Genomic DNA, 25,382 nt, shown 5'->3' with positions numbered 1-25,382 from the left:
CGTGTGGCCGTGCGCCCGTCCGTGCGCTCTTCTCCGGCCATGACGGGAGCGCTTCCATGGACGATGCGTGGGTCGGCCCGCTGCGCTGGAGTCAGTGGGCTGGGGGACACCGCCGCCTCCATCCCCGCGGGCGGCGGACCGGTCCGGGAGGCGAACACCGCCTCCCGGGCTGTGGGTTGCCGTCGAACGGTTCCGGCCTGGGCGCATCCCAGGCCGATTTGGCCGAAAAGCACCCAAGCGCAGAAGGGGACAATTCGCCCGTCACCCCGGTGTGTGCGCCGGGGCGCGCGTGCCGCGTGCGCCGTCGGCACGGGGCCTTCGCGCGGCGCCTTCCCGTAGCGGGCCTTCATTGTGCCCTTCAACCACCGCTCCCTCCAGGCGCATTCGCCGGTGTGCGAGCGGCTCCGTAGGCGTTCCCGCGCGCCTCCTTCGTGGCAGCATGGGACCCCAGTTCTTCGGTGCACTGGTCGGCCGGCCCCGCGGCGCTTCGCCCGCGGGCCGTCCACAGCCTGTGGAGGCGGCGATGCGGTGGTTGGTGGGGTGGAGCAGTACCACCGCGAGATCCTCGGTCCTGGGCTCGGCCGGAGCCACCGGTGACGACGGCGAGACCGTGCACCCGGTGGGCTCCCAACTCCTGTGGGGCGACCCGGATCCGCTCTGGGCGGTGGGCGACTGGCGCGCCGACGAAGTACGGACAGTGACGGCCGACGAGCAGACCCGCATCGCGGTGCTCGGCACCTGCGGCGCCTCCGACGAGCAACTCCGCGTCGGTCTCGTCGCCGCCCGCGGCGGCGCCCTGCGCCATCTCACCGCCTGGTCCGGGAGTTATACGGCAGTGGTCCAGGTCGGCCGCCGCGTCATGATCGCCGGCGATCTCGCGGGCGCCCGCCCCGTCTTCCACACCGCCTGGGCCGGCGGCACGGCCTACGCGACCGCCGCCCTCCCGCTGGCCGACCTCATCGAGGCCCACCTCGACATCGGCCACCTCGCCGCGCTGCTCGCCGCCCCCGACGTCCCCGAGGCGCTGCACGACTCGACCCCCTACCAGGGCGTGCGGCGCGTGCCACCGGGGCACGCGCTCATCCTGCGCGCGGGCGCACGGGAGATCGCCGGGTACGAACCGGTGGCCTCGCTGGCCGTGGCGGCGCCTCCGGGCGACGCCGACAGCGCCGTGGACGGCGTGCGGGACGCGCTCGTCGAGGCGGTACGCGCCCGCCTCACCGCCCCCCGCCACGTGCCCGGCACGGACATCGACCCCGGCCCGGTGCCCGGCATGGGCCCCGCCGAACGGCGCGCGGCCCGCGGCATGCCGGTGCCCGGCATCGGGGCCGACCTCTCCGGAGGCCCCGCGTCGGGCACCCTCGCCCTCCTCGCGGCCGGCCTGCCCGGCATGCCCGGCACCGTCCTCGGCCACGGCACGGGCGCGGGCGAGCGGCTCCTCGCCGTCACCTTCAACGACCTGGCCGTCGACGGCCGCGAGGGCGAACTGGAGCGGGCCGGCGCCATCGCCGCCAACCCCCGCCTGCACCACGTGGTCGTCGCCGCGGGCGAGGACGCCCTGCCCTACGCCGACCTGGACGGGCCCCTGACGGACGAGCCCAGCGCCGTCCTGGTCTCCGCCCAGCGCCACCGCGCCCGGCTCTCCTCGGGCAGCGCCGACCACTTCACCGGCTACGGCGCCCGGCAGGTCCTGGACGCCCACCCGGCCCGCCTCGCCGACCTCCTGATGGACCGCAAACGCCGCCACCTGGTGCGCCCCGTCGCGGCGCTGACGAAGGCCGACGGCTCGGTACTGGTCCCCGCGCGCGTGTACGGCGCCGCGCGCAAGCTGGCCCGTATGCCGCACCGCGCGGGCGTCGACTCACTCGCCGACCGGCTGCTGCACCGCCGCTTCGACGAACCGGGCGGAGCCGTCGGGGCGTCGCTCGCCGCCCTCACGTGGGCCAGACCCGGCCCGGCCGCGCGCTGGCTGACCGGTGAGGCCCTCGCTGAAGTATCGGTTCGTCTCCAGGACCGGACGATGCGTCCGGGCGGGCCCGGCCAGCGCCCCGGCGAGTTCCGCGCGCGGGCGGCCCTCGCCCGGCACGCCGCCGACCTGCGCGTCCTCGAGCAGGCGGCCGAGGTGCGCTTCCAGCGCCTGCACGCGCCGTTCCTGGACAACCAGGTCGTCCGCGCCTGCCGCGCGCTCCCCGAGGCGCTGCGGGTCCGGCCCGGGGCGCGGGCCGCGATCCTGCGCACGGTCCTGGAGGGCGCCGGGGTCACCGAACTGCCGTCCGGGTGGGGTGCGCCCTCCGACGCGTCGCACACGGCCGTCGCCCGCACCGGCATCCGCGTGGCCGTCGACGACCTGATCGACCTCTTCGACACGCCTCTGCTGGCCCAGGCGGGCCTGGTCGAGGCCCGCGTCGTCCGCAAGGCGCTGCGCTCGGCCGCCGAGGGCGAACCGCTCCCCCTGGACGGCCTGGCCGACCTGGTCTCCACCGAACTGTGGCTGCGGCGACTGCTGTCGCGGAGAGGAACGTGCTGGACGGGCACTCCGGCTCGCCAACGAGCGGTCCCTACGGGGAGCGTGGTTCCGCAACGGGGCGCCCTGGGGGCGGGGCGCCGGCCCTCCAGTGGGGCGCCGGCGGTTTGAGGGGCGCAGGTCCAGGGGTGTGCGGGGTGTGGGCCTCCAGGGAGCCGTGCGTCTGACGGGGCGAGGTCTCCCTGAGGGCGGGGCCTGAGGTGTCGTCGCGCGGCCGTCGTCCAGTGGCCGTCGTTCCGTGCGCCACGCTCCGGAAAAGAAAGCAGGCGCCCCGGCGCGCTCCTCCGGAGAGAATGACGTGGTGCGGTACAGAATCCTGGGCGCCACCGAGGCGTACGACGACCAAGGCGCGCCCCTGCCCGTAGGGGGCCAGCGGCTGCGGGCCCTGCTCGCCGCCCTCGCGCTGCACGCGAACCGCACGGTCACCGTCACCGCCCTCATCGACGAGGTCTGGACGGACGATCCGCCGGCCGACGCGACCGCCGCTCTCCAGGCCCTCGTCGGCCGCCTGCGCCGCGTCCTGGGCAGGGACGCCGTCGTCTCGGCTCCCGGCGGCTACCGCCTCGCGGTCGCCCCGGACGACGTCGACCTGCACCGCTTCGAGCGTCTCGCGCGCGAGGGCCGGGCGTACCTGGACCGCGACGACCCGGCCGCCGCCGCCCAGACCCTGCGGGACGCGCTCGCCCTGTGGCGCGGCCCTGCCCTCGCCGACCTGCCCGACGCAAGCGCCGCGGCGCGCCCCGACGCCCTGCGCGCCGAGGCCGTCCGCTCGCGGATCGAGACGGACCTGCTGCTGGGCCGCGCCCCCGATGTCGTACCGGAACTGCGCGCGCTCACCGCCACCCACCCGTACGACGAGACACTGCGGGCCCTGCTGATCCGCGCCCTGCGCGACGCCGGGCGCGGGGCCGACGCCCTCGCCGCGTACGAGGAGGCGCGCCGCGCCCTCGCCGACGGGCTCGGCACCGATCCGGGCCCGGAACTGCGGTCCCTGCACGCGCAGTTGCTCGCAGGCTCGGAGGGGACTGCGGGGGCCGATACGGGGGCGTGGCGCGAGACGCGGGGCGGCGGGGCGGCCCGGCGCGGGGGCGGTGGGACCGGTCAACAGGCGGCCCTCGTGGGCGAGGTGGGCGGACCCACCGGTCCCACCGGTCCCACCAGCACCGCCGGTCCCGCCAGCCCTACAGGCCCCACCAGCCCCATCGAAGACTCCACCCCCTCCTCTCCTCACGCACCCCGCCCCACCCTCACTCCCACCCCCACTCCCACCGAGCGGAACGGGAACATCCGCGGCCGTCTGACGTCTTTCGTCGGGCGGGAACCAGAACTCGCCGCCATCCGTTCGGACTTGCACAGGGCCCGCCTCGTCACTCTCACCGGACCGGGCGGCTCCGGCAAGACCCGCCTCGCCGAGGAAGCCGCCGCCGGGCATCCGCAGGCATGGCTGGCCGAGCTCGCCCCGCTCGACCATCCGAAGGCGGTGCCCGGTGCTGTCGTCAGCGCGCTCGGCCTGCGCGAGACCGTCCTGATGACCAGCGAGCTGACCGCGCCGCAGGACGACCCGGTCACCCTGCTCGTCGAGCACTGCGCCCAGCGCAGCCTGCTCCTGCTCCTTGACAACTGCGAACATGTGATCGACGCCGCCGCCGAACTCGCCGAGACCCTCCTCACCCGCTGCCCGGGTCTCACCATCCTCGCCACCAGTCGCGAACCCCTGGGCGTGCCCGGCGAGTCGGTGCGCCCGGTGGAGCCGCTCCCGCCCGACCCGGCGCACCGCCTCTTCACCGAGCGGGCCACGGCGGTGCGGCCCGGCTTCGACGCCGGGGAGGACGCGGCGGCCGTCGCCGAGATCTGCCGCCGTCTCGACGGCCTGCCGCTCGCCATCGAGCTGGCCGCGGCCCGCCTGCGGCTGCTCACCCCGCGCCAGATCGCCGACCGCCTCGACGACCGCTTCCGCCTCCTGACCAGCGGGAGCCGCACGGTCCTGCCCCGCCAGCAGACCCTGCGTGCCGTCGTCGACTGGTCCTGGGAGCTGCTGGACGAGGCCGAGCGGACCGTGCTCCGCGAGGTGTCGGTCTTCGCCGGCAGCTGGGACCTCCCGGCGGCGGAGGCCGTCTGCACCGCCCACGCCACGGACCTGATCGGCGCGCTGGTCGACAAGTCCCTCGTCGTGACCGTCCCGGCGGCCGGCCCCGAGGACACCGGCATGCGCTACCGGCTCCTGGAGACCATCCACGAGTACGCGACCGAGCGCGCCGCCGAGACCCCGGAGCTGCTCGCCGCCGCCGGGGCGCGGCACGCCGCGTACTTCGCGGAGCTCGTCGCGCGGGCCGAGCCGCTGCTGCGCTCCGCGGAACAACTCCCCTGGATCACCCGCCTGGAGACCGAGCTCGACAACATCCGGGCGGCCCTTCAGCGCGCCATCGACTCCGGTGACGCGGCGGCCGCGATCGCGATCGTGCTCAACACGGGCTGGTTCTGGTGGCTGCGGAACTACCGCAGGGAGGGCACCGACTGGATGGGCCGCGTCGTGGCGCTCGCTCCGGAGGGCCTGCCCGACGAGGACGACCCGCTCTACTGGCCGTGGATGAACCTCCGGCTGCTGCACCTGTTCCTGATGTCCGAGTCCAGGGGCCTCGGCGGAAACAGCGAGGAGAGAGGCGGCGGCGCCGACGGGGACGGGGGGAGCGGTGGCGGTGACGGCGGCTGGTTCGCCCCGCCGTACGTGGAGTCGCTGCGCACGGCGTTCATGCGGTCGGGGCCCGAGGCCGCCCGCTTCCCCGGGCTGATCTGGCCGTTCACCATCTTCTTCACCGGTGGCACGCACGTGGACGCCCTGGCGCCGCTGAACAGCTCGGTCGAGAACTGCCGCAGGTACGGGAGCGACTGGGACCTCGGCGTCATCCTCATGTTCCGCACCCACATGGCCGTCGACATGCCGGGTCATCTCTCGGGCGTGGACGAGGACTTGAGGGAGCTGCGGGCGCTGAGCCGGCGCGTGGGCGACCGCTGGATGCGCGCCCAGGTGTGCAGCGCGGCGGGCGAGGCGGCGATGGCCCGCAGCCATCACGAGGAGGCCCGCGCCGAGTACGAGGAGGCGCTGCGCCTCGCGTACGAGGTGGGGGCCTACGCCGAGGCGCCGTTCCTGCTCGCCCGGCTCGCCGAGATCTCCTACCGCGAGGGTGAGCGGGCCGTGGCGGCCAAGGCGCTCGACGAGGCGACGCGGGAGGCCGACCGGTCCGGGGTGACGGACTCGCGTGCCTTCGTACGACTGCTGAGGGCGCTGCTGCTGCTCGACGAGGGGGACGCCGCCGGGGCCCGCAGGCTCTGCGACGAGTCCCGTCTGGAGACGGCGGGCGGCACACCGCCCCCGCAGTTCGAGGCGGTCCTCGGCGGGGTGGAGGCGCGCGTCGTCGCGATCGAGTCGGGCCCGGCCGCGGCGCTGCCCCTGATCGTCGACGGGCTGCGCGGCGCGCGGGCGACCGCGTGTTCGGAGGTGATCCAGGCGGGTCTGGTGGACACCGGCGCCGCGTTCTTGAGCGACCTGGGCGACCACCCGCGCGCGGTCCGCGTGCTCGCCGCCGGCACGGCCCTGCGCGGCGGCAACGCCCGCCCCATGCCGGAGGCCGCGGCGGCGGAGCGCGTGGAGCGGACGGGCCGCACCGCGCTCGGCCCGGACGGTTACGAACGGGAGCGCGCGGCGGGCACCGCGCTGACCACCGACGAGGTCCTCGCGGAGCTGACCGCGGGGGCGGGAGCGGTTCCGGGGGCGCGTCCGGGGACGGGGACCGAGACGGGGTCCTAGCGGACCGGTCGGCTTTGGCGGCGCCCGGTTCTGTCGGCATCCTCCGCCGTCACCACCCCGTCGCCAGCAAGTGGTTGATCAGGAGTGCGAGGGTCGCCTGGGCGGTGAGCCAGGGCCGGGGCCGGGGGAGGAAGGCGCCCGCCGGGAGGAGCCAGAGGGCGAACGGGAGCCAGATGCGCTCCGTCTCCGCCTTGCTCATGCCGGACAGATCGGCGACGAGAAGGGCGAGCAGCGCGGTGAGGACGAGCAGGGCCAGTCCGGGTGCGGCGGCGGGGTCCGGTCCGTCCGGCCGGGCCAGGATGTCGCGGCGCCGCCCGACGAGTGTGACCGTCGCCCGGCGCAGGCCCGCCACCGTCGCGAGGCCCACCACGAGGACCGTGCACGCGAGGTTCGCCCACACCCAGTATCCGTAGGGCCGGATGCCGCCCGCGCCCTGGTAGTAGCGCTCGACGAGCAGCCGGTACGCCTCCCACCAGTTGAAGCCGGCGAGCGTGAACAGCAGAGGCACGACGACGAACCCGGCCAGCACCAGGGGCAGCACCGCCGGTCGCGCCCTGCCCCGGGTGCGGCCCAGGAGGAGTACGCCCGCGCCGATGAGCGCGAACAGCGTGAGCCCGTACGAGAGGTAGCAGGTCAGCCCGAAGAGCAGCCCCGCGGCCCAAGCCGAGATCCGGGGCCTGCACCCCGTCACCGCCAGCGCGAACAGCGCGAGGGACCAGGCGGCGACCGCCGCGAAGTAGCCGTCCGCCGACGTGCCCATCCACACAGCGGCGGGCGCGAGGACCAGGAACGGCGCCGCCCGCCGCGCGAGGGCCTCACCGGCGAGCGCCCGCACCGCCACCAGCACGGCGACGCCCGCCGTGGCGCCGACGACGACGCACCAGACCCCGGCCCAGGCCCCGCCGCCCAGCCCCACCCGGTCGAGCAGCACGAAGGTGAGGGTGGCGCCCGGCGGATGACCGGCGACATGCGCGGGCCAGTGGCCGGGGGAGTCGATCAGGATGTGCCCGGTGAAGTCCCGCAGGGTGCCGTGGATGTCGTCGAAGCGGTCGATGACCTGCAGATACTCGTACTTGGTGGTGAGCCGTCCCGCGACACCGCGCCGCCATCCGTCGATCAGCGCGAGCGCGAACGTCCAGGCCGCGGTCGTCCCCCACACCGCGCCGAGCAGCGCCCGCCACGGCAGCCGGCCGGCCAGCGCGGGACCGTACGCGACGACGGCGGCCGCGACGGCGCACGCGGCCGGGGTGCCGGGGCCGATGTGCGGGTCCCAGTGCGCGTACAGCGGGGGCCAGCGGACGTGCAGGGTGCCGTCCGCGCGCTCGATGGCGGTACCGACCAGGACAGCCGTCCCGACGAGCAGGGCGGCGACCAGGGCGACGCCCAGATCACGGCGGCCGGAGCGGTCGGGGCGGTCGCGGCGGAGATCACGGTTCACGTCAGGAACGCTAGGGCGGCACCGGCCGTACGGGGCCGATCACGGCCCTGACGTCAGCGTTTCGTCATGAGTCGTACGCCCCTTCGCGGCCCGGTCCCGGCCTAACGTCGGAGCATGCGCGATCCACGCGATCCACGGCTCCCCACCTCGCCCGGCTTCTGGCGCAGCCCCGTGCGCGGCCCCTGGTTCACCTCCGTGCTCGGCGTCGTCCTGCTCGTCGGGATCACCCTGCTGTTCGTGACGGGACTGCTCTCGTACGCCGCGTACAACCCGGACCTGGCGCCGGTGAACGACAAGACCCCGGACAAGGGGCTGCTCGGCTTCTACCTCTTCGCCTGGCCCACCGGCCCGCCCTGGCTCTACCGGCTCACCCAGGGCGTGCACGTCACGCTCGGCGTCACCCTGATCCCCGTACTGCTCGCGAAGTTGTGGTCGGTGGTGCCCAAGCTGTTCGCGCTGCCGCCCGCCCGTTCCTTCGCGCACGCGCTGGAACGGCTCTCGCTGCTGCTCCTGGTGGGTGGGGCGCTCTTCGAGTTCGTGACGGGTGTCCTGAACGTCCAGCTCGACTACCTCTTCCCCGGCTCCTTCTACCCGCTGCACTTCTACGGGGCGTGGGTGTTCATCGCCGCGTTCGTCACGCACGCGGTGCTGCGGGTGCCCGTCGCCCTGCGCAACCTGCACGTGCTGCGCTCGTCACGGCCGGCGGGGGACGGACGGGAGACGGGGGAGAGGGCGCGGGGGCCGGGGCAGAGGGCGCGGGAGAGGGAGGCGTCCGCGGAGGAGCTGGTGTCGCCGCGGCCGGCCGAGCCGACCGTGTCCCGGCGCGGCGCGCTCGGCCTGGTGGGCGGCGGCTCGCTGCTGCTCTTCGGGACGACGGCCGGCCACAGTTTCGACGGCCCGCTCCGCGAGACAGCACTGCTCGCCCCGCACGGCGGCCCCGAGCCGGGCACGGGCCCCGGTGCCTTCCAGATCAACAAGACGGCCTCGTACGCGGGGATCCAGGAGCGCGAGACGGGCGAGGACGCGTGGCGGCTCGTGGTCGCCGGGCGCGCCGGCACGGTCCGGCTGAGCCGCGCCGACCTCCTCGAACTGCCCCTGCACGACGCCGCGTTGCCCATCGCCTGTGTGGAGGGGTGGTCGACGTCCGACCAGCGGTGGTGGGGCGTACGGCTGCGGGACCTCGCGGAGCTGGTCGGGTACGGCGATCCGCCGGATGTGCTGGTGGAGTCACTCCAGCGGCGCGGCGCGTTCCGCCGCGCGGCTCTGCGCGCCAACCAGGTCGCCGACGCCCGTTCGTTGCTGGCTCTCCAGGTCAACGGCGCGGACCTGACCCCGGATCACGGCTATCCGGCGCGAGTGATCGTGCCCGCCGCGCCGGGCGTGCTCAACACCAAGTGGGTGGCTCGTATGACGTTCGGGGAGCTGTGATGGGGCGTAAGGGGCGGTCGGGAAGCCTTCCGTCGAGGGGTCTTCCGTTGAGGGGTCTTCCGATGGGGAGCCCGTTGCAACTCCTGCTCCTTGGCTGCTCGTTCGCCCTGGCGGGGTACGCGGGGGTGCGGCTGCTCGCGGGTGACTGGCTCGGTGTGTCCGCGTGGTTCGTGGGGGCGGCGCTCGTACACGACCTGGTGCTGCTGCCCGTGTACGCGGGGCTCGACCGTTTCCTCGTGCGCACGGTGGCGTCGCGGCGGCGGGAGCGGGCCGGTTACGTCCGAGTGCCGGTCGCGCTCTCCGGTCTGCTCCTGCTCGTATGGTTTCCGCTGATCAGCGGGCAGGCGTCCGAGCGTTACGCGTCCGCCACCGGGCTTTCGGGGGACGGTTTCGCGGCACGCTGGTTGCTGATCACGGCCGCACTGTTCGGCGGCTCGGCGCTGCTGTTGGTGGTACGGCCGGCGCGGTCGCGTCCGGGGCCGGGTTCGGGGCGGCGCTGGGGGCTCCGCAGGGCGACGAAGGAGCGGTCGCCCGAGGGCCACTGACCATCGGCCCGCCAGCCGGCCCGGCGCGCGTGCCGCAGCAGGGCGGGAGTGCCGAGACGGGCCCAGGGGAAGGTACCGCCCGGCGTCGTGGAGGTGCCGTGGGCGTCGACGGCGCCGTGCGTTCCGCCGTCGGCGGGTACGAGGTGGACATCGACGCGCTCGTCGATGTCCACCGGCGCCGTCTCGGCCAGCAAAAGGCCGCCGGGGACGAGGAGTTGGGCGACTCGTTCGAGGAGCGCGGCCGGGTCGCCGCCGATGCCGAGGTTGCCGTCCATCAGGAGGGCGGTGCCCCACCGCCCCTCACCGGGCAGCGGCGCGAAGACGGAGCGGTGCAGGGCCTGCCCGCCGAGCCCCACGGTGTGGGCGACGGCGGCCTCGCTGACGTCGATGCCGAGGGCGCGGCGGCCTCCGGCAGCGAGAGCCGCGACCAGCCGGCCGGGCCCGCACCCGATGTCGAGCACGGCTCCCTCGCACCGTTCGATCACACCCAGGTCCGCCTCGTCGGCCTGCGCGCACCAGCGCTCCACCTCCAGCGGAAGCAGCCAGCCGTCGGCGCGGCGCAGGAAGAGGGGGCCGCGGCCGGCGCGGAGGGCGTCGGCGTACGGGTCGGAGGACGGCACGCCCGGGTGCGGCCCCGCACCCCAGGAGGCCGGCGGGCCGTCGTGCGGCTTCGGTGCTCGGGGGGTCCGCGAGGGGGCGACGTCGTGTGCGGTGCTCATCGGGGGGTGACCGCCCCGGGCTCGGCCACGGTCCCGCGCTGCCCGGTGTCGTACCGCCCTGCCCCGCCGCCTCCCCCGCCCCCGCCCTCTTCCCCGACTGCCGTCAACCGCCCCAGCTCCGCGGCGAATCGGCCGCCCGGTGCCGAAGCGGCGACCGCGACCGCGTCCGCCGCCGTGTCCACGTCCCGCAGCCGCTGCAGATCGCGTACGCGCAGTCCCGCGGCGGTCAGCCGTGCCCGCTGGGCGGCACCTGTCGTGGGCGTCGACATCGGCACGCCCCGCAGCAGCCGGGGGTCGGGCTCGGCGAGTCCGAGCGCCCAGAAACCGCCGTCCTCCGCCGGGCCGAAGAGCGCGTCGTCGTCGCCGAGGTCCACGGTGAGCAGCTCCGGTGTGACCTGGGGGGTGTCCATGCCGATGAGCAGGGTGGGCCCGGTACAGGCGGCGAAGGCGGCGGCGAGGCGTTCGTCCAGGCCGCCCGCGCACTGCGGTACGACGTCGAAGCCGGCCGGCAGCCAGGGCCCGGGCGTGCCGTCGAGGGCCAGGACCCGGCGCCGGGCGGGCGCGGCCGCCACCGCGTGCAGCGTGTCCGCGAGGGACGCCTCAGCGAGGAGGGCGGCCTCACGGGCCGTGAAGGGCGGGGTGAGCCGCGTCTTCACCCGTCCCGGCAACGGTTCCTTGGCGATGACGAGAAGCGTGGTCATGGGATGTGCCTCCTGGCGGAGAGGACGGAGAGGGCGGAGGGGATGGGTGGGGCGAAGGGGAGGACGGGGCTCATTCCGCCAGGACGCGTCTCATGTCGCGTACGGCCTGCCACGTACCGCGCCATGTGCCGGTCACCTTCGAGGCGCCGGAGCGCGGCAGATAGGGGACGTCGTGCTCGGTGACGCGCCACCCGGCGTCGGCCGCGCGGACCACCATCTGGAGGGGATAGCCGCTGCGGCGGTCGGTGAGCGCGAGCCCGAGCAGCGCGTCCCGGCGAGCGGCGCGCAGGGGGCCGAGGTCGTGCAGGCGCAGGCCGGTGCGGCGGCGCAGCATCCGGGCGAGCGCGAGGTTGCCCGCGCGGGCGTGCGGGGGCCAGGCGCCGAGGCTTCGCGGGCGCCGTCGGCCGAGGACGAGGTCGGCCTCTCCGTCGCGTACTTCCCGTACGAAGGGGACGAGCCCGGACGGGTCGAGCGAGGCGTCGCAGTCGCAGAAGCAGACGAAGTCGGCGGTCGCGGCAGTCAGCCCGGCGTGACAGGCGGCCCCGAATCCGCGGCGTGCCTCGTGGACGACGGTCGCACCGAGTCCGCGGGCGATCTCGGCGGAGCCGTCCGTGGAACCGTTGTCCACGACGAGGGCGCGCCAGCCCGCAGGGATGCGGGCCAGCACCCAGGGCAGGGCCTCCGCTTCGTCGAGGCAGGGGAGGACCACGTCGACTTCCGGCGGGGTGGCCGGGGCGCCCGCCGGGGACGGGGCGCCCGCCCGGGGTGAGGTAGCCGTCGAGGGTGGGGCGGCGTCCATCGGGGTCGGGGGATCCGCGGGATCGGGAGAGGGGCCGTCCGGGTCCGGGGGAGGGGTCGTCGTCACGGGTTTCACCCTACGAGCGCGAAAGCCGCATTTCGGGCGGAGGATCCTTACGAAACAGGGACGTCGACGGTGAGGGCCCGCTCGGGTGCGGCGCGGACCGGACGACGGTGCGAGGCTGGCGACATGGAACGACGACCGCAGGACTGGACCGGGGGTGAAGAGGAGGGGGGCGGGGCCGCGGGGGCGTGGACGTCCCCGCGCACCGGGGCTGACGCGGCCCGTGCCGCCGGGGCTGACGCGGCCCGTGCCGCCGGGGCTGACGCGGCCCGTGCCTCCGGGGGTGGTGCACCCCGCTGCGGTGCGGGTGGGGCTGATGCGTCCCGCGCAGGTGGGGGCGGTGCGCCTCTGCCTGGCGGGGCGGGTGTGCCTTCGCCCGATGGGGGCGGTGCGCCTTCGCCTGTTGGGACCGGTACGCCTTCGCCCGATGGGACCGGTACGCCTTCGCCCGATGGGGGCGGTGCGCCTTCGCCTGGCGGGACCGGTACGCCTTCGCCTGTTGGGACCGGTGCGCCTTCGCCTGGCGGGACCGGTGCATCCCGGGCTGCCGGGGCCGGTGCACATCGGTCCGGTGAGGCCGAGGCCGGCACACTCCGCCCCGGCGGGGGCTCCGCGCCCCGGTCCGGCGGGGCTGACGCAGCCGCGCCCGTCAGGGCTGACGCACCTCACCCCGGCGGGCCCGACGCCCCCCGGCCCGGCCGGGCCGACGCCCCCCGCCGAACCGCTGCCGGAACAGACCGCGTGCTCGTCGTGGACGACGACCCGACCGTCGCCGAGGTCGTCTCCGGGTACCTCGACCGCGCCGGGTACGTCGTGGACCGCGCCGGAGACGGCCCCTCCGCCCTCGCCGGTGCCGCCGCGCACCGCCCCGACCTCGTGGTTCTCGACCTGATGCTGCCCGGCATGGACGGCCTGGAGGTCTGCCGCAGACTGCGCGAGCAGGGCCCCGTACCCGTCATCATGCTCACCGCCCGCGGGGACGAGGACGACCGCATCCTGGGCCTGGAGGTGGGGGCGGACGACTACGTCACGAAGCCGTTCAGCCCCCGGGAACTGGTGCTCCGCGTGGAGTCGGTGCTGCGCCGCGCCCGGCCCGGCACGGGCGCGCGCCGGCTGAGCGCGGCCGGCCTGACCGCCGACCCCGCGGCCCGCCGCGCCACCAAGGACGGCGTCGAACTCGCCTTGACCCTGCGCGAGTTCGACCTCCTCGCGTTCTTTCTCGCCCGACCCGGCCACGCGTACGGCCGCGAGGACCTGATGCGCGAGGTGTGGGGCTGGGACTTCGGCGACCTGTCGACCGTCACGGTCCACGTGCGACGGCTGCGGGGCAAGATCGAGGACGACCCGGCGCGCCCCCGGCTGATCCAGACGGTCTGGGGCGTCGGCTACCGCTTCGACCCCACGGGTACGCCCACGCCACCCGTACCGCCGAACGCACGTCCAGCGCCGACCTCACCCGCAGCGCCGACCTCACCCGTAGCGCCGACCTCACCCGCAGCGTCGACCCCACTAGTAGCGCCCACCTCACCCGTAGCGCCCACCTCACCCGTAGCGTCGACCCCACCCGCAGCGTCGCCCCCACCCGTACCGGCTGACCTCCACAACGCACCCCCCGCCGCCCCGCCCACCACGCCCGACCGCACCACCCCCGGCGAGGCACCCCCACCCGCCCCCACCGACGACCACCCCTCCACCCCCGCCGCCCGCCGGAGCTGACGTGCGCGACACCCTCCTCATCGCCCTCTTCGCCTTTCTCGGCGCCATCGGGGCCGGGCTCCTCGGCGCGGTCGCGCTTCGGCTGCTCCGGCGACGTTCGCTCATCGCGTCACTGGCCGTCGTGGCCTCCGTGGCCGTGGGCGCGATGCTCGCGGGAACGCTGGCCGTGGCCTGGGCGATGTTCCTCTCCCCGCACGACCTGAGCGTCGTCACCACCGTCGTCGCGATGGCGGCGGTCGTCTCCCTCGCCACCGCACTCCTGCTCGGCCGCTGGGTCGTGGCCCGCAGCCGCGAACTGGCCGTCGCGGCCCGCTCCTTCGGCGACGGCGGCGACTTCGCCGCCCCGGCCGCGCCCGCCACCGCCGAACTGGAGGCGCTGAGCCGCGAACTGGCGGCGACCAGCGCCCGGCTCGCCGAGTCCAGGGACCGGGAACGCGCCCTGGAGACCTCACGGCGTGAGCTCGTCGCCTGGATCTCGCACGACCTGCGTACGCCACTCGCGGGCCTGCGCGCGATGTCCGAGGCGCTGGAGGACGGCGTGGCCGCGGACCCCGACCGCTATCTGCGCCAGATCCGCACCGAGGTCGAACGCCTCAACGACATGGTGGGCGACCTCTTCGAACTCTCCCGCATCCACGTCGGCGCGCTCACCCTCTCGCCGGCCCGGATGTCGCTGTACGACCTGGTCGGCGACGCGCTCGCGGGGGCCGACCCGCTCGCCCGCGAACACGGCGTACGGCTGGTGGGCGAGGGAGTGGAGCCGGTGCCGGTCGAGGTGGACGGCAAGGAGATGAGCCGGGTCCTCGGCAACCTCCTGGTCAACGCGATCCGCCGGACACCGGCCGACGGCACGGTCGCGGTGGCGGCCGAACGCTCGCCCGACGGCGTGGTGCTGTCCGTCACCGACGGCTGCGGCGGTATCCCCGAGGAAGATCTGCCGCGCGTCTTCGACACGGGCTGGCGCGGCACGCACGCGCGCACGCCGCCCGCGGGGGCGGGCCTCGGCCTGGCGATCGTGCGCGGCATCGTGGAGGCCCACCAGGGCCGCGCCGCCGTACGCAACATCCCCGGTGGCTGCCGCTTCGAGGTGACCCTCCCCACGGCAGAGGCCTGACCACCGAGCCGCCCCCCCCGGGGGGAGCCTCAGCCGGCACGGACTCCCTTCCCCGCGCCCTCGGAACCGCGCCCCGGAACCGCGTGCCCGGCCCGGTCTACTCCCCCCGAAGCCGCGCCCCCGCGAACTCCACCATCCCCTCCTCGAAGGGCACTTCTGCCTTGCAGCCCAGTTCGGTGTGGAGGCGGGAGGAGTCGGCGGTGATGTGGCGTACGTCGCCGAGACGGTACTCGCCGGTGACGACGGGGACCGGGCCCCCGTACGCCGCCGCCAGCGCCCGAGCCATCTCGCCGACCGTGTGCGGCTCCCCGCTGCCGCAGTTGTAGACCCTGAGCGCACCCCGCCCCGGCCCCCGCCCCCGCCCTCGTTCCCGCCCCTCTTCCTCGCCCGAACCGGCCTCCAGCGCCGCCACATTCGCGGCCGCGACATCCCGTACGTGGACGAAGTCCCGCCGCTGTCCGCCGTCCTCGAAGACCCGCGGCGCCTCGCCGCGGGCGAGTGCGGAGCGGAAGAAGGAGGCGACCCCCGCGTACGGGGTGTCGCGGGGCATGCGGGGCCCGTACACGTTGTGGTAGCGCAGCGACACCGCCGAGCCGCCCGTCACCCGGGCCCACGCGGCGGCGAGGTGCTCCTGGGCGAGCTTGGTCGTCGCGTACACGTTCCGCGGGTCCAACGGCGCGTCCTCACCGACGAGACCGGGCTCCAGAGCCGCCCCGCACGCCGGGCAGCGCGGCTCGAAACGCCCGCCGTCGAGATCCGCGACGTCGCGCGGCCCCGGCCGTACCGTCCCGTGCCGAGCGCACGCGTACCGCCCCTCCCCGTACACGACCATCGACCCGGCGAGGACCAGCCGCCGCACCCCCGCCTCGGCCATCGCCTCCAGCAGCACGGCGGTACCGAGGTCGTTGTGGGAGACGTACTGGGCCGCGTCCGAGAAACCCGAGCCAAGACCCACCATCGCCGCCTGATGGCACACCGCGTCGACGCCGACGAGCGCACGGGCGACCGCCTCCCGGTCCCGGACGTCCATGGCCGCGTCCTCACCCACGTCGAACACGACGGCGTCGTGCCCGCCCGCGGCGAGCGCCTCGACGACGTGGGACCCGATGAAACCGGCACCGCCGGTGACCAATACACGCATACGCCGCACGCTAGGCGCGCCACCCCGCCCGGCACAGAGCCGCGCCGGGCACGTCACCGCTCCGTAAGACCTCGCCGGGAGCAAGCACCGGCCGGCCGCTCCCCACCCGGCCCCACCCGCTGTCCACAGGCCATCCCCCTACGTCATCCGCCGCAGGTCATCCGCGACTGCGCCCAGTCCGCCAGCGCCACCGTGTCGAACGACGTGTGCGGCTCGACGACGAGCCGGACCGTCTTGCGTCCGCTCAGGTTCACATGCACCGGCACCGCCGCGTCACCGCCCTTCACCACCGCCGACCGCCACAACCGCACCCCGTCCCCGTACACGGAGAACCGCACCCTGCCGAGGCCCATCGTCATGTCGTCGACCCCGACCACCGCGTCATACGTCGAGCAGCGGCGGTTGAGGTCGATCGTGACGGAGGACTTGCCGTGCACGGTCACGCCGTGGGCGTACCGCTTGTCGCCGACCGACAGGCCCCACCGCTGCCACACCCAACTGCTCTCGGAGAGCCGCATCTCGGGCTTGGTGCCGTCGCCCGTGAGGCCGTAGTCCAACTCGTTCCACTGGTAGACCCGCGGGGCCGGCGGCGGAGGCGGCGGCTTCGGGGTCGGCCGGGGCGGCTTGGGCCTGGGCTTGGGGGCGGGTGGGGGCGGTGGCTTCGGCTTGGGCTTCTCCTTCGCGGGCGGCTTCGGCGCCGGGGCGGGCGTGGACTTGTGCGCGGGCGACGGCTTCGGTTTCGGTTTTGGTTTCGGTGCGGGCGGTGGAGCGGGCTTGGGCTTCTCCTTCGGAGGCGGCGGCTTCTGCGGCACGATCGACTCGGACACCGCGGGCTCCTTGGCCTTCGGCGGCGGATCGGCCTTCGGCTTGCCGCCCCCTCCGGTCAGCGCGATCGCCGCGGCGACACCGGCCGCCACGACGACGCTCGCCGCGATCGCGGCCTTCGCCGGCGCGCCGAGCCCCTCGGAGGCGGCGGCCGAACCTCCCGCCGCCGAGCCGCCGGACGACCCGCCCACGGCAGCCGCACCGGCGGCCCCGGCCGCGCCCGCTCCCGCGGTGCCGCCGCCGATGAGCGCGAGCGCCTTCGCATACCCGGCGGCGCCGAACCAGCCGATGACCGCGACCGGAACGACCGCCGGGATGCCGCTCGCCACGTCCTTGATCTGGCCCGCGGCCAGCCGGCACTTGGCGCACTCCTCCAGATGCTTGCGCAGCCCCCGCTCGGCGCGCGTGCGCAGACCGCCGCGTGCGTACGCGCCGAGCCGGTCGGCGTAGCGCGCGCACTCCTCGCTCTCGGTGAGGGTCGCGCTCACGTGCGCCTGCAGATAGGCCTGTTTCAACCCCTCGCGGGCCCGGCTCGCCAGGACCCGCGTGCCGTTCGCGTCGAGGCCGAAGAGCGTCGCGACCTCGCTCGGGGACTCCTCCTCCACCTCCGTGTGCCACAGCACGGCCTGCCAGCGCTCCGGCAGACTCCGGAAGGCCTGCATGGCCATGGACTGCTCGGCCTCGTGCATCGCGCGGACGTCCGCGCCCAGGTCCAGGCCCGCCCCGAACGACCCGACCGCCCCGGTGTCGTCGGAGAGGTCCGTGCCACGCGCGGCTTGCGCCGCGAACACCGCGAAGTCGTCGACGAGTTGCTCCCGCCTCGCCGACTTAGTCCACCCGGCGGCGACCCGGCGCACGGTGGTCAGCAGATACGCGCGCACGGCGTGCTCGGGTCCGCTGCCGCCGCGCACCGCCTGCAGCATGCGGGCGAACACCTCGGCGGTGAGGTCGTCGGCCGTGTGCGCGTCGCGGCAGCAGGTGCGCGCGTAGCGCCGTACGGCCTCGGCGTGGCGGCGGTAGAGCTCGGCGTACGCGGAGTCGTCGCCCCCGCGCATCCGCGAGATCAAGTCGGCGTCGGACACCGGCCCTTCGACACCGGTGGGCGCGGTGGCACCCGCCCCGCCCGCACGCTGCGACGGCACACTCGGCGACTCGGCAACCGGCTGGGCCAAGGGGTCGGCCACCGGCTCGGCCACGGGCTCGGCGGGGGACGCCGCAGTGCCGGACCCCGTCCCCGAGGCCCCCGCCTCAGCGGCCCCTGTTCCCGCGAAGTCCGCCGAAGCGTCACCCGGCCCGCCTTGCGGCGGCACCTGCCGGGAGTGCGGCGTGCCGGTGTCCGCACCGGCGCTGCCCGAGGAGACCTCCTCGCCCAGGCCGCCGGACGCCTCGTCCCGACCGTCAACACTCATCGCGGAACGCCCCCGGTTGCACACTCAGACCCGACCACCGGGAAAGCGTGCCACACGGTCGCCTCAGGGCAGATGGCCACGACGGTCAACCACCCGTCCGGGGCGACTTCCCGCAGAAGAGCACTACCGTTCACCCATTCGGGGAAGGCTCAATAGTCGTACACACGCACGGTGTTGAACCTTCCACGAATGCGAGCCATGGAAGCTCCGCGCGGCCACGGAAGCACCGCGCGAAGCCGTGGAAGAACCACGGAAAGCCCCCGAGGCACCCCGGAAGGGCGACCGGTCACGCGGGGCGGGACCGCAGCCCCTCGAGCAGGATGTCGAGCAGGCGCGAAGAGGCCGCCGCCTGCTGCGCCGCGTCCGGCAGCGAGGGCGCCGCCGTCGCTATCACCAGCAGGACGTCCGCCACCGTCACGTCCGGGCGCAGCTCACCCGCCGCGCGGGCCCGGTCCACGAGCCGCCCGACGACGTCGAGGAGCGTCGCCGCCCCCGTGTCGTCGACCGGCGACGTCGACTCCTCGGCCGGCGCCCGGCGCTGCTCGACGAGCCGCAGCTCGGGAGCGTCCGACGCCGACTGCCGCTGCTGCGGCACCCGCGCCGCGTCCTCGTCGGCGGGGCCGTCCTCCACGCTCACCCGCAGCACCTGCGGCGGCAGCAGCCGGCCCGCGCCCGACGCCACGGACGTCCGCAGGAAGCGCGAGAGCGCGGACCACGGCTCGTCCTCCTGCCCGAGCGCCGCACGCGCCTGGTCGGTGAGCCGGGAGGTCTCCTCCTCGGCTATCCGCCTGACCAGCACGTCCTTGCTCGGGAAGCGTCGGTAGACGGTGCCGACACCGACCCGCGCGCGGCGCGCCACGTCTTCCATGGGCGCGCCGTAACCCAGCTCGCCGAAGACCTCGCGTGCCGCCCTGAGCACATGTTCGAGGTTGCGCTGTGCGTCGACACGCAGCGGTGTCGTGCGCGCTCCTTCCGCCATGTCGCGTCCGATTCCGCCCGGCCCGACGGCTGATGCCGACATCGCAGCGGAAGTCCAGTGAGTCTCCTGAATGTGCATACACGTTCCCCCGGTAATGACGTCTCCCCCCGGAGACACTCCCCGCCATTGACTACCGGCGTGTGAGGAGCGAGCCCTGCCGCGAACCGGAATCTCGGCTCGACGAGCGCATCCCCCGACACCCCGACGTCCCACGAACATAGTTGAGCGGGGGTCAATTCAGAAGGGGTGGGTTCCGCACAGCGCGCCCCCCGATCGGAGTACCTGCCTTTTCCGGCCTGGCCCGACCCCGCCCCCGTACCCCTCTCACCCCCGCTGACCTGCACCCCTTTCCCGCCACGCAACCCGCGCCCGGGCCTCTCGCACACACTGTGCCCGGTCACACAAATTGCCGGGCCTGTGGACAAACTCCGGAGCCGGGTGCGTCATGGGATGGTGAAGGCTGCGATCTCCCGCGGGACCACCCCCGCATCCCCGGACTGTGTACGCATTCTCGTCGTCGGCGGCGGCTACGTCGGCATGTACACCGCGCTGAGACTCCAGCGGAAGCTGAAGCACGAGCTCAGGCGGGGCGAGGTCGAGATCGTCGTGATCACGCCCGACCCGTACATGACGTACCAGCCGTTCCTGCCCGAAGCGGCGGCCGGCTCCATCTCGCCGCGCCACGTCGTCGTCCCGCTCCGGCGCGTCCTCGACAAGTGCCGCATCGTCATCGGCGAGGTCGAGTCCGTCGCCCACGCCAAGCGCACCGCGACCTTCAGCACCCTCGCCACCGAGGAAGAGGGTGCCGGACCCGTCCAGATCACCTACGACGAACTCGTCCTGGCCCCCGGCTCCATCGCGCGCACCCTGCCCATCCCCGGCCTCGCCGACCACGCCATCGGCTTCAAGACCGTCGAAGAGGCCATCGGACTGCGCAACCACGTCATCGAACAGATGGACATCGCCTCCTCCACCCGCGACCCCGCGATCCGCGACGCCGCCCTCACCTTCGTCTTCGTCGGCGGCGGCTACGCGGGCGTCGAGGCGCTCGGCGAGCTGGAGGACATGGCGCGCTACGCCACCCGCTACTACCACAACGTCAAGCCACAGGACATGAAGTGGATCCTCGTCGAGGCGGCGGACCGGATCCTGCCCGAGGTCGGCGAGGAGATGGGCAAGTACACGGTGCGTGAGCTGCGCAGGCGCAACATCGACGTACGCCTGGAGACCCGGCTCGACTCCTGCGAGGACCGCGTGGCCGTCCTCAGCGACGGCTCCCGCTTCCCCACCCGCACCGTGGTGTGGACGGCCGGCGTCAAACCCCACCCTGTCCTCGCCGCGTCGGACCTGCCGCTCAACGAACGCGGCCGCCTCATCTGCACCGCACGGCTGACCGTCGACGGCACCACGCACGCGTGGGCCGCGGGAGACGCGGCCGCCGTCCCCGACGTCACCGCCGACAAGCCCGGCACGGAGTGCGCCCCCAACGCCCAGCACGCGGTACGCCAGGCCAAGGTGCTCGGCGACAACATCGTCGCCGCCCTGCGCGGGCAGCCGCTCCAGGAGTACACGCACAAGTACGTGGGCTCCGTGGCCTCCCTGGGACTGCACAAAGGTGTCGCGTACGTCTACGGACGCAAGCTGAAGGGCTACCCTGCCTGGTTCATGCACCGCGTCTACCACCTGAGCAGAGTGCCGACCGTCAACCGCAAGTCCCGCGTGCTCGCCGAATGGACCCTGTCCGGCCTGTTCAAACGCGAGGTCGTCTCCCTCGGTTCACTCGAACATCCCCGCGCGGAGTTCGAACTCGCGGCCGGAGGAGAACGCCCGAAGGAGTCCCCCTGAGCCGCGCCAGGAACTCCCCGCCCCAGACCGGCGTCTGACGGATGTCAGTCCGGTCGGTCAGACTGTTCGTGTGACCATGGGCAGGCCGCCAGGCCGACACCAGGGACGTCCGCTCTCGACATGCTGTGTTCCCGATCCAGAAGCGACACCACGAGGCCTACCGCAGTGAACTTCACGCGCTGGAGCGCCCGGCTCCCCGGAACGCAGCGCCGCGCAGCAGCGCGGACCGAACAAGCGGTGTCCACGGCACCGCGCGGGGACGGCTCCGTCCCCGCGGCCCGCGCCGAGCGGCTCTCCGACGGAGCGGACCCCGCTCCCCCCGACGGCACCGGCGACACCAAGGCCCTCGCGGGCCTCGACGAACTGCCCGCCCGCGAGGTGCTCGACCGCATCCCCGCCCTCGTCGCCCTGGTGCACGGCGCCGACCACCGCATCGCGTACGTCAACGACGCGTACGTCACCGCCTTCGGCCCCCGGCCCATCGGCGAACCCGCGCGCGTGGCGCTGCCCGAACTGCAGGAGCTGAGCCTGCTGCCGCTCCTCGACCAGGTCCTGCGCTCCGCCAAACCGCGCACCGTCAAGTCCCGCAAGGCCGCCTCCGGCCGCTCCTACACCTTCACGTGCACCCCCGTGACGCTGCCGCTCGGCGGCTCCGCGGCCGGCCCCGAAGAGGGCGGCGGCGTCCTGGTGTTCGCCGCCGACGTCACCGACCACGCCGAGGCCGCCGAGCGGCTGCGCACCAGCGAGCGCGCCCAGCGCGAGACGGCCGTCACCCTCCAGAAGTCCCTGCTGCCCCAGGAACTGGAGCAGCCCGACGACCTGCGCATCGCCGCCACCTACCAGCCGGGCGGCACCGAGGCCGCGGTCGGCGGCGACTGGTACGACGTGATCACCCTCGGCGGTGGCCGCACCGCCCTCGTCATCGGCGACGTGATGGGCCGCGGCGTGCGCGCGGCCGCCGTCATGGGCCAGCTCCGCACCGCCGTGCGCGCCTACGCCCGCCTCGACCTGCCGCCGCACGAGGTCCTGCAGCTCCTGGACGGCCTGGCCGCCGAGATCGACGCCAGCCAGATCGCCACCTGTGTCTACGCGGTGCACGACCCGAACGAAGGAAGCCTGGTCTACGCCTCGGCCGGCCACCTCCCCATCCTCGTACGCGACGAGAACGGCACGATCCACCGCGCGGAGGAGCCCACCGGCCCCCCGCTCGGCACCGGCGGCTGGCTGCACACCTCCGGCTCCGTCCCGCTCGGCCCCGGCTCCACCGCCGTCCTCTACACGGACGGCCTGGTCGAGCGGCGCAGCGAGGACATCGACGAAGGAGTGGCCTCCCTGGAGCGCGCCCTGGCCGGCGCCACCGGCACCCCCCAGGTGGTGTGCAACCGCCTGATCCGCGCCCTGGGAGTCGCCGCCGACCACGACGACGACGTCGCCGTCATGGTCGTCCAGCACCCCGCCCGCGCCGGCACGGACGCCGAACTGTTCCGGAACGCGGCCCTGGAGCTGCTCGGCGGCGTGGAAGCGGCGCCACGCGCGCGTGCCTTCGCCACCGGTGTCCTCGCCAGCTGGCGCTTCTCCCCGGAACTGCACGACCTGGGCGTCCTCGCGGCCAGCGAACTGGTCGCCAACTCCCTCCAGCACGGCACGCCGCCGATGCGGCTGCGCCTGCGCCGCACCGACCGCCGGCTGATCATCGAGGTTACCGACGGCGACGACCACCTGCCGCGCCGCCGCCGCGCCGAACCGGCCGACGAGGCGGGACGCGGCATCGCCATCGTCGCCACGATCGCGTCGAACTGGGGCTCGCGCCGCACCCCGGGCGGCGGCAAGGCCGTCTGGTGCGAGTTCGCGCTCCCCAAGTAGGCCGCGCGTGACCGCGGTGGACACGCGCGGACGGGCAGGAGGCGTTACGCGTCGGCTTTGGCGGGCTCGGCGGGGGCCGGGCCGCCCTGCGCGACGACCGGGCTCTTGGCGAGCGACGGCTGGTTCTGCAGCGGGGTGAGCCGCCGCCCAAGACGCACCGCGAGCACCGTGATGCCCAGCGAGAACAGAACGAACGTCACGATGTACGGCACGTGCAGCGCGGCCCCCATCGGACCGCCCACCGCCGGACCGACCGCGAGGGCCAGCTGCTTCACCAGGGCGAAGGCCGAGTTGTACTGACCGACCATGCCGCCCGGCGCCAGATCCGCGACCAGCGGCGCGACGGTCGGCGACAGCATCGCCTCACCGAGCCCGAAGAGCGCGTACGTCGAGATGAACGCGGCGGTCGCCATCTCCTGGCTGCCGTGCCCGAGACCCGCGTACCCGGCGAGGACCCAGGCGAAGGCCCAGATCAGACCGACGGCCGCGATCACCCGCGAGCGCTTGCGCCGCTCGACGAACTTCAGGACCGCGAACTGCGCGACCACGATCATCGCCGTGTTGGCGGCCAGCGCGATGCCGAGCGTCGACGGCGAGATCCCCGCGGCCTCCACGCCGTACGCGGAGAGCCCCGACTCGAACTGCCCGTAGCAGGCGAAGAAGATCACGAAGCCGAGCACGCACAGCTGCACCATGGCCTTGTGCCGAAGGAGCGCGCGCATGCCGCTCCGCGGCGCGCCCGCGTCCTTGGGCATCGCGTCGTGGATGGACGGCGCGTGCGGCAGCCGCACGGTCAGCGCGATGGCCGCGAGCACCAGGAACATCACGGACTCGATGGAGAACAGCAGCGTGAAGCTGCCCGGCCGGTCCTCGTCGACGATCTGACCGCCGATGAGGCCACCGATGCCGAGCCCCAGGTTCTGCAGGAAGAACTGCATCGCGAAGGAGCGCGTACGGGTGGCGGGCGTCGACGACCAGACGATCATCGTGGCGAGCGCCGGCTGCATGACGGCCGTGCCCGCGCCGAGCAGCGCCGCGGCCAGGATCGCCGTCACCTCACTGTTCGCGACGCCGAGAGCGACCGCGCCCACGGAGGCCACGACCGCCGCTCCCACGAGCACCGGCAGCGGGCCGCGACGGTCGATGACGCGGCCGGTGACGGGCAGGACGATCAGAGCGGCCATGGCGAAGGCGGCCAGCACGATGCCCGCCGTACTGGCTCCCAGATCCCGCACCTGCGCCACATAGACGTAGAGGAACGGAACCGTGAAACCGATGCCGAACGCGCTCAGCGCGCTGCCTGCCTGAATACGACGCATCGCTGCGCCCATCGCCCTGGTCACTTTCACCTGCCTTGAGTGAGTCATCGAGTAGTTAGACGTGAAGACTTCGAAGCTAAAGTTCGAGTCTAAACTGTACACACTGAAGGACTTCAATGCCAAGCGGCGCCGTGCCATACTCGGCCCATGGGTGACACCCCCGGACCGAGTGAGCCGACACTTGACGAGCAGATCGCCGCGTACCAGCGGGAGTTCCAGGACCTCGACCCCCAGGTCGAGGAGATCGTCTCGGCCCTCGGCCGCCTGAACCGCCGCATGAACGTCGCCTACGGGCGGCAGACCGCCACCCTCGGGATCAGCAACGCCGAGTGGGAGGTCCTCAAGGCCCTCGTCCTCTCCGGGGACCCGTACCAAATGGGCCCCGGCGAGCTCGCCAAGCGCCTCGGCCTGACCCCGGCCGCCATGACCCACCGGATCGACCGCATGGTGGCGGAGGGCCTGGTCACCCGTGACCGCGACGAGACGAACCGGGTCCGCGTGATCGTCGAGCTCACCGCGGAGGGCCGCGAGAAGTGGCTGGAGGCCATGCGCCTGGCCACGGTCTTCGAGGAGGACCTCCTCCAGGACCTGTCCCAGGAGGAGCGGGGCGCGCTGGGCGAGGTGCTGACCCGCCTCCTGCGCCGGGTGGAGCACGCCCAGCCGGACGCCGGCGGCCGTCTCACGGACCTGGACTGAGAGCCGGATCGCTGGGTACCCGGCGGAGGTTGACAGTCGCCCGGGGGATCCGTAGAGTCCTTCGGGTTGCCACGGAGCCGTAACGGTTCTTCGGTAGCACCTCCCGCCGCCTCGAGCGGCAAATCAAACTCTGCACAACCTCCCAACGGAACGCATTCGGCATGCCCGAATTCAATTCCGAGACCCGATTATGAGTCGCTGGGAAAACCCGCTAGAGTTTGAGACGTCGGAACGGCCCAACAGCCGCGAAGACAACCCACTCTGACTGGGAGTCAGGCCCGAAAGGATCTGATAGAGTCGGAACCGCCGGAAAGGGAAACGCGAAAGCCGTAAGGCCGGAGCGGGAACCGGAAAGGCGCCGAGGAAATCGGACACGAAAGAGTCTGATAGAGTCGGAAACGCAAGAACGAAGAACAAAAAGAAACACCGAAGGGAAGCGCCCGGAGGAAAGCC

At 74.1% G+C, this 25,382-nt stretch carries 15 protein-coding genes and 1 pseudogene; 8 read left to right on the top strand and 8 right to left on the bottom strand.

Going from position 1 to position 25,382, the window contains the following annotated elements:
• The first annotated feature begins 523 nt into the window (after window positions 1–523).
• Together ACZ6B8_RS12355 and ACZ6B8_RS12350 are read left to right on the top strand one after the other, a co-directional pair.
• Window positions 524–2,635, top strand: a complete 2,112-nt coding sequence (locus ACZ6B8_RS12355; RefSeq protein ID WP_471607218.1) for an asparagine synthase-related protein — start codon at window positions 524–526, stop codon at window positions 2,633–2,635.
• Between the two features lie 190 nt (window positions 2,636–2,825).
• Window positions 2,826–6,329: an AfsR/SARP family transcriptional regulator gene (locus ACZ6B8_RS12350; protein ID WP_471607217.1), complete on the top strand. Its 3,504-nt coding sequence runs from the start codon at window positions 2,826–2,828 to the stop codon at window positions 6,327–6,329.
• Between the two features lie 49 nt (window positions 6,330–6,378).
• Here the strand turns inward: ACZ6B8_RS12350 and ACZ6B8_RS12345 are convergent, their stop codons facing one another.
• Complete coding sequence (locus ACZ6B8_RS12345; RefSeq protein ID WP_471607216.1) at window positions 6,379–7,767, bottom strand: hypothetical protein; 1,389 nt, start codon at window positions 7,765–7,767, stop codon at window positions 6,379–6,381.
• Between the two features lie 114 nt (window positions 7,768–7,881).
• Here ACZ6B8_RS12345 and ACZ6B8_RS12340 point away from each other — a divergent pair, with 114 nt between their 5' ends.
• On the top strand, window positions 7,882–9,195 hold the full coding sequence (locus tag ACZ6B8_RS12340; protein WP_471607215.1) for a molybdopterin-dependent oxidoreductase: 1,314 nt from the start codon (window positions 7,882–7,884) through the stop codon (window positions 9,193–9,195).
• A 355-nt stretch (window positions 9,196–9,550) separates the two neighbouring features.
• Here ACZ6B8_RS12340 and ACZ6B8_RS12335 read toward each other — a convergent pair whose 3' ends face one another.
• From ACZ6B8_RS12335 to ACZ6B8_RS12325, 3 genes are all read right to left on the bottom strand, one after another.
• Window positions 9,551–10,459 (bottom strand): methyltransferase domain-containing protein, encoded by a 909-nt coding sequence (locus tag ACZ6B8_RS12335; protein WP_471607214.1) that lies wholly within the window; start codon window positions 10,457–10,459, stop codon window positions 9,551–9,553.
• Entirely contained in the window at window positions 10,456–11,160 is a 705-nt protein-coding gene (locus ACZ6B8_RS12330; RefSeq protein WP_471607213.1) for a TIGR04282 family arsenosugar biosynthesis glycosyltransferase, read from the bottom strand. The genes ACZ6B8_RS12335 and ACZ6B8_RS12330 overlap by 4 nt, the downstream gene beginning before the upstream one ends.
• A gap of 70 nt (window positions 11,161–11,230) precedes the next feature.
• Complete coding sequence (locus tag ACZ6B8_RS12325) at window positions 11,231–12,034, bottom strand: glycosyltransferase family 2 protein (RefSeq protein ID WP_471607212.1); 804 nt, start codon at window positions 12,032–12,034, stop codon at window positions 11,231–11,233.
• A 729-nt stretch (window positions 12,035–12,763) separates the two neighbouring features.
• Between ACZ6B8_RS12325 and ACZ6B8_RS12320 the strand changes: the two are divergent.
• A pseudogene (locus tag ACZ6B8_RS12320) lies at window positions 12,764–13,429 on the top strand (response regulator transcription factor); the annotation flags it as partial.
• A gap of 310 nt (window positions 13,430–13,739) precedes the next feature.
• Window positions 13,740–14,852, top strand: coding sequence for a sensor histidine kinase (locus tag ACZ6B8_RS12315; protein ID WP_471089812.1), 1,113 nt, complete (start codon window positions 13,740–13,742; stop codon window positions 14,850–14,852).
• A 97-nt stretch (window positions 14,853–14,949) separates the two neighbouring features.
• On the opposite strand, the gene ACZ6B8_RS12310 is transcribed toward ACZ6B8_RS12315, so the two are convergent.
• The 3 genes from ACZ6B8_RS12310 to ACZ6B8_RS12300 form a co-directional block, all read right to left on the bottom strand.
• Window positions 14,950–15,993 (bottom strand): NAD-dependent epimerase/dehydratase family protein, encoded by a 1,044-nt coding sequence (locus ACZ6B8_RS12310; protein WP_471607211.1) that lies wholly within the window; start codon window positions 15,991–15,993, stop codon window positions 14,950–14,952.
• Window positions 15,994–16,136: 143 nt separating this feature from the next.
• Window positions 16,137–18,227 (bottom strand): sigma-70 family RNA polymerase sigma factor, encoded by a 2,091-nt coding sequence (locus ACZ6B8_RS12305; protein ID WP_471607210.1) that lies wholly within the window; start codon window positions 18,225–18,227, stop codon window positions 16,137–16,139.
• 286 nt (window positions 18,228–18,513) lie between these two features.
• A complete protein-coding gene (locus ACZ6B8_RS12300) occupies window positions 18,514–19,284 on the bottom strand; it encodes a TetR/AcrR family transcriptional regulator (protein ID WP_471607209.1) in 771 nt (256 codons plus the stop codon).
• A 372-nt stretch (window positions 19,285–19,656) separates the two neighbouring features.
• On the opposite strand from ACZ6B8_RS12300, the gene ACZ6B8_RS12295 reads away from it, so the two are divergent.
• Both ACZ6B8_RS12295 and ACZ6B8_RS12290 read left to right on the top strand, forming a co-directional pair.
• A complete protein-coding gene (locus tag ACZ6B8_RS12295; RefSeq protein WP_471607208.1) occupies window positions 19,657–21,051 on the top strand; it encodes an NAD(P)/FAD-dependent oxidoreductase in 1,395 nt (464 codons plus the stop codon).
• 165 nt (window positions 21,052–21,216) lie between these two features.
• Window positions 21,217–22,914, top strand: a complete 1,698-nt coding sequence (locus ACZ6B8_RS12290; RefSeq protein ID WP_471607207.1) for an ATP-binding SpoIIE family protein phosphatase — start codon at window positions 21,217–21,219, stop codon at window positions 22,912–22,914.
• Between the two features lie 44 nt (window positions 22,915–22,958).
• On the opposite strand, the gene ACZ6B8_RS12285 is transcribed toward ACZ6B8_RS12290, so the two are convergent.
• Window positions 22,959–24,245: an MFS transporter gene (locus ACZ6B8_RS12285; protein WP_471607206.1), complete on the bottom strand. Its 1,287-nt coding sequence runs from the start codon at window positions 24,243–24,245 to the stop codon at window positions 22,959–22,961.
• A 135-nt stretch (window positions 24,246–24,380) separates the two neighbouring features.
• On the opposite strand from ACZ6B8_RS12285, the gene ACZ6B8_RS12280 reads away from it, so the two are divergent.
• Window positions 24,381–24,929, top strand: a complete 549-nt coding sequence (locus tag ACZ6B8_RS12280; protein WP_471089792.1) for a MarR family winged helix-turn-helix transcriptional regulator — start codon at window positions 24,381–24,383, stop codon at window positions 24,927–24,929.
• Window positions 24,930–25,382: the final 453 nt, after the last annotated feature.

The sequence above is a fragment of the Streptomyces sp. NPDC041122 genome, from assembly GCF_055592445.1.
This window is presented reverse-complemented; position numbering and strand designations above follow the sequence as displayed.

Bases quoted from the DNA above. Each gene is read 5' to 3' on its own strand.
- ACZ6B8_RS12355 (WP_471607218.1), top strand. From the start codon at position 524: ATGCGGTGGTTGGTGGGGTGGAGCAGTACCACCGCGAGATCCTCGGTC.
- ACZ6B8_RS12340 (WP_471607215.1), top strand. From the start codon at position 7,882: ATGCGCGATCCACGCGATCCACGGCTCCCCACCTCGCCCGGCTTCTGG.
- ACZ6B8_RS12335 (WP_471607214.1), bottom strand. From the start codon at position 10,459: ATGAGCACCGCACACGACGTCGCCCCCTCGCGGACCCCCCGAGCACCG.
- ACZ6B8_RS12330 (WP_471607213.1), bottom strand. From the start codon at position 11,160: ATGACCACGCTTCTCGTCATCGCCAAGGAACCGTTGCCGGGACGGGTG.
- ACZ6B8_RS12310 (WP_471607211.1), bottom strand. From the start codon at position 15,993: ATGCGTGTATTGGTCACCGGCGGTGCCGGTTTCATCGGGTCCCACGTC.
- ACZ6B8_RS12305 (WP_471607210.1), bottom strand. From the start codon at position 18,227: ATGAGTGTTGACGGTCGGGACGAGGCGTCCGGCGGCCTGGGCGAGGAG.
- ACZ6B8_RS12300 (WP_471607209.1), bottom strand. From the start codon at position 19,284: ATGCACATTCAGGAGACTCACTGGACTTCCGCTGCGATGTCGGCATCA.
- ACZ6B8_RS12295 (WP_471607208.1), top strand. From the start codon at position 19,657: ATGGTGAAGGCTGCGATCTCCCGCGGGACCACCCCCGCATCCCCGGAC.
- ACZ6B8_RS12285 (WP_471607206.1), bottom strand. From the start codon at position 24,245: ATGGGCGCAGCGATGCGTCGTATTCAGGCAGGCAGCGCGCTGAGCGCG.
- ACZ6B8_RS12280 (WP_471089792.1), top strand. From the start codon at position 24,381: ATGGGTGACACCCCCGGACCGAGTGAGCCGACACTTGACGAGCAGATC.